Below are 243 nucleotides of genomic sequence, written 5' to 3' on the forward strand. Positions count from 1 at the left end.
CGGATCTGGGACCGTCATCACGGGCACCGGCGACGTCCGGACGGTGCGCTCGGCGACGCTCCCGAGCAGGTACCGCTCGACGCCGGTCCGGCCCTGCGTCCCCATGACCACGAGGTCGACGTCGTTCTCGTCGACGTACGCCCGGATCCCGCGCGCCGCGGACGATCCGACCTCGACCGCCTCTACCGCCTCGACGCCAGCCTCCCGCGCCGTCGCCGCGGCCGCCGCGACCGTCTCCTCGGT

General features: G+C 74.9%; 1 protein-coding gene. It reads right to left on the minus strand.

Going from position 1 to position 243, the window contains the following annotated elements; genetic code table 11:
- Window positions 1-243: universal stress protein (locus SM753_RS21055; protein WP_323192986.1), on the minus strand; the 243-nt coding region annotated here is incomplete at both ends.

It is taken from the genome of Halostella sp. PRR32, assembly GCF_034808085.1.
GTDB classification, from domain to species: domain Archaea; phylum Halobacteriota; class Halobacteria; order Halobacteriales; family Natronoarchaeaceae; genus Halostella; species Halostella pelagica.